This is a genomic window from Cupriavidus sp. HMR-1, from assembly GCF_000319775.1.
GTDB lineage: Bacteria > Pseudomonadota > Gammaproteobacteria > Burkholderiales > Burkholderiaceae > Cupriavidus > Cupriavidus metallidurans.
In genome coordinates, this window is record NZ_ANKP01000209.1 from 1 (window position 1) to 3,933 (window position 3,933).

General features: G+C 65.6%; 4 protein-coding genes. All 4 read right to left on the reverse strand.

Annotation, left to right across the window (positions count from 1 at the left end; all coding sequences use genetic code 11):
- The coding region (locus D769_RS20360) for a glycine--tRNA ligase subunit beta (RefSeq protein WP_008648964.1) at positions 1-192 on the reverse strand (192 nt) is incomplete at its 3' end.
- 30 nt (positions 193-222) lie between these two features.
- Positions 223-843, reverse strand: coding sequence for a hypothetical protein (locus D769_RS20365; protein WP_008648966.1), 621 nt, complete (start codon positions 841-843; stop codon positions 223-225).
- The gene (gene glyQ, locus D769_RS20370) at positions 840-1,793 is read right to left on the reverse strand and encodes a glycine--tRNA ligase subunit alpha (RefSeq protein ID WP_008648968.1); all 954 of its coding nucleotides are present in this window, start codon (positions 1,791-1,793) and stop codon (positions 840-842) included. The genes D769_RS20365 and glyQ overlap by 4 nt, the downstream gene beginning before the upstream one ends.
- 483 nt (positions 1,794-2,276) lie before the next feature.
- Positions 2,277-3,809, reverse strand: a complete 1,533-nt coding sequence (gene lnt / locus D769_RS20375; protein ID WP_152415039.1) for an apolipoprotein N-acyltransferase — start codon at positions 3,807-3,809, stop codon at positions 2,277-2,279.
- Positions 3,810-3,933 lie beyond the last annotated feature (124 nt).

Here is a 3,933-nt window from a genome sequence, read left to right on the forward strand (position 1 = left end):
GGAGACCAGCGCGCCCAGGCGGCGCGGCGTGGCGAAAGGCGTAACGGTGGCGCCTGCTTCGAGCAGATCGCGCGCGCCGAGGCCGTCGAACAGGCCCTGGGCAAAGGCCTCGCCCAGGCGTGCCAGCGCCTTCGGCGGCAGTTCTTCAGTGAACAGTTCGATCAGCAGCGAATCGGTCATGGGTTGCGACATGAATCGTATCCAACAGGTATGGGCGCGCGCTTAGCAGCGCGGCGAGAGATTGGGTTCCACGCCAGACAGCAGCCACAGGCCATTCTGCTGGCGGAATTGCAGCGTGGTGTAGGCGCATTGCGCCGCCACGCCGGAAGCGCCGCGGGTACCCGCGGCTGGAAAGCGTGCGTCGATCCGCTGCGTACGACGGTCATAACGGATCTCGTCGATGCGTCCGCCGATCCAGAACTCGATCTTGGCGGGAAGCTGCGCGGCCGAATAGTAAGTGCGCACGGTGCGGCGCGGCCGGCCGTTGTGGTCTTCCCACTCGGCCCACTGCAGCGGGTAGCGGATCGCGCTTTCATAGGCGCGCAGCGGCACCCGGTGCCAGCCGAGATCGCGCGAGCCCGACAGGTCGCACGAGAACGACCGCACGAGCTGCGTCCACTGGTCGATTGACTTGAGCGCCGGACGCCAGTGCCGCGTGATGGCCAGTTGCAGGGCCTGCTGGTCGGCTTCGCAAACATTGCTCAGGTCCTCGGGCAGGTAGAGCGCCTGCGGACTTGGCGGCGATGCGGTGCGTGCCAGGGCGTCGGCGCTGCCACCGAACACCGCCACGGCGGACACGGCCAACGCGACGATCGCACAGACGCCGCGCAGATGGGGTGTCATGCGCGGGCCTCGGTCTTGCACATCGGGAAGCCAAGCGCTTCCCGCGAGTCGTAGTAGGCCTGCGCCACCTGGCGCGACAGATTGCGGATTCGCCCGATATACGCGGCACGCTCGGTCACGGAGATCGCGCCGCGCGCGTCCAGCAGGTTGAAGGTGTGGGCGGCCTTGAGCACTTGCTCATAGGCCGGCAGCGCCAGGCGTGTGCCAGCGGCCTTCTCCTGCTCGCCTTCGGCCTTTTCGCCGGTATCGCCCATCAGGCGTTTGGCTTCGCTCTCGTGCTCGGCAAAGTGGCGGAACAGGATTTCCGTGTTGCTGTGCTCGAAGTTATAGGTGGACTGTTCCACTTCGTTCTGGTGGTACACGTCACCGTAGGTCAGGCGGCGCGTCTCGCCGTTCTCCTGCCATTCGGTCCAGACCAGGTCGTAGATGTTCTCGACCTTCTGCAGGTACATCGCCAGACGCTCGATGCCGTAGGTGATTTCGCCGGTGATCGGCTTGCAGTCGATGCCGCCAACCTGCTGGAAGTAGGTGAACTGCGTCACTTCCATGCCGTTGAGCCAGACTTCCCAGCCCAGGCCCCATGCGCCGAGCGTTGGATTTTCCCAGTCGTCCTCGACGAAGCGGATGTCGTTCTGCTTCAGGTCAAGGCCCAGCGCCTCGAGCGAGCCGAGGTACAGCTCGAGAATGTTCTCGGGCGCCGGCTTGAGCACCACCTGGTACTGGTAGTAGTGCTGCAGGCGGTTGGGGTTCTCGCCGTAGCGGCCGTCCTTGGGACGGCGCGACGGCTGCACGTATGCGGCACGCCACGGCTCCGGGCCGATGGCGCGCAGGAAGGTGTGCACGTGCGACGTCCCGGCGCCGACCTCCAGATCGATCGGTTGCAACAGCGCGCAACCCTGCCGGTCCCAGTAGGCCTGCAGGGTCAGAATCATTTGTTGGAAGGTCAGCATAGGAAGACGAAAAGGAAATCTGGCGGGCAAGTGCGCGAGCCGTCTCGCGCGGGGTTTGCCAAACCTTGAATTCTATCGGGTTTTTGGGTCGCCCCCCGCGCAAGCGACGTCGAAACAGGGGGGGCGGGGCATGAATCATGCTTGGCGACACTGTCGGGCTTTTGCAACGGGTCGGGTAAATCCTGACCGGGGTTTCAGAACCGTCTTATAGGTGCCGATAACGTTTTTGTATACAGTTGAAGCACGCGGCTGAACACAAAACGAACAGGCTGCGGCTGGAACCGCCTCCCTTATCCGCGTGGGTCGATGCACAGGCCGGAAGGCGCTCCGGGAAACATCATCTTTACTTCTTGGGATTGGTCATGTCGCTGCTGTCTCGCAAACCGTACCTCGTCGCCATCGCTGTGATGGCCGCCGCTGCGGCCGTCTCGATCGCCACTTCGGTGATCGGCTAAGCCCCGAGGCTTCGCACCGTCGTTTCGCCTACCCGCGCGCGCGTCGCGCGCGGGCGGCCACCAACAGCACCAGCAGGCTGCCGATCAGCACCGGCACGTTGCCCCAGCGGATGTAAGGCGTCAGGCCCTGCATGCCCTGCACGGTCGCGGTCAGCGTCCCCACGTGAAACGTCGGCAGCTTTGCCTGCACCGTGCCATCCGGTGCCACCACGGCGGTCATGCCCGTATTCGTGGCACGCAGCATGGGCCTGCGCATTTCCAGCGCGCGCATCCGCGAGATTTGAAGGTGCTGGTCCAGTGCGATCGTGTCGCCAAACCAGGCCAGGTTCGTGACATTGGCCAGCACGTTGGCCGGTGTTGCCTGCTGGCGCAGCGTGGCCGCGATCTCCTCCCCGAACAAATCCTCGTAGCAGATATTCGGTGCCACATGAATGCCGCGCACCGGAACCGCTGGCTGGTCCAGCGTACCGCGCCGGAAATCGCCTAGCGGCATTTTCATCATGTCCACGAACCAGCGGAAGCCGAACGGGATGAACTCGCCGAATGGCACCAGATGGTGCTTGTTGTAGCGGTAGAGCTGATCCTGTTCCGGGCCGATCGCGAACACGCTGTTGGTGAAATCCACCGGCGAATCGGCGCCGGCAGCGCCGAAGATGATCGTGGTGCCGGTCTTTTCCATGAAGGTACGCACCGCACGGGCGATCTCGACGGGCAGTTCCTGCAGGATTACCGGGAATGCGGTCTCCGGCGTGACCACCAGATCGGCCGGCGCCTCGGTGATCAGGTCGCGGTAAAGCTCCAGCGATCGCTCGATGCCCTCGGGTTCGAACTTGATGTCCTGGGCCACATTGCCTTGCAGCAGCCGGACATGGATCGGTTGTCCGAAGGGCGAGGTGTACTGGATCGGCGCAAGCGCCGCGCCGCAGGCCAGCACGCCTACCGCGAGTCCGCCGGCGAGCACCGCGGTTCGGGCTTTTCGCTGGCGACCGATGGCGCCGACGACTGCCACCAGCAAGGCCGCGATGAACCCGGCCAGCGCGGAAATGCCATAGACGCCGATCAGCGGCGCGAAGCCCGCCAGCGGGCCGTCAGTGTGGGGATAGCCACTGCCGAGCCACGGAAACCCCGTGAACACCACGCCGCGCAGCCACTCGGAGAGCGCCCACGTGGCGCCGAACGCCAGCGCGGGGAGCACGCCATCACGGCCGCGTTGTGTCAACCAGTGCCAGGCCGCGCCGGCCAGGGCAGGCCAGATCGACAGGTAGCCGGCAAACAGCACTACGGCCAGCCCAGCCATCCACGACGGCATCTCGCCGTAGACGTGCATGCTGATGAACAGCCACCAGATGCCGGACAGGAACCAGCCCAGCCCGAAGGCATAGGCCGTGGCCGCTGCGGCGCGCGGGCGTGGGGCGCCGGCGATCAGCGCGACGAGTCCGGCCAGCGACAGGATCTGCAGCCACCACCAGTTGTGCGGTGCGAAGGCTTGGGTATGGGCCACGCCCAGGACGGCCGCGATCAGCAGCCGGAACACGGTGCCGGAGCGGGACGTGACTTGCATGGTCTGAAAAGGGGAGGGCGGCGTGCCGCCCATTGGTGAGTCGGCCGAACCGGCCCGAGGGGTGCCCACGGCGCCGGGCGTGCCGACACGCGTCATGCTTCGGCGACGAGAGCCGGTTCGGCGG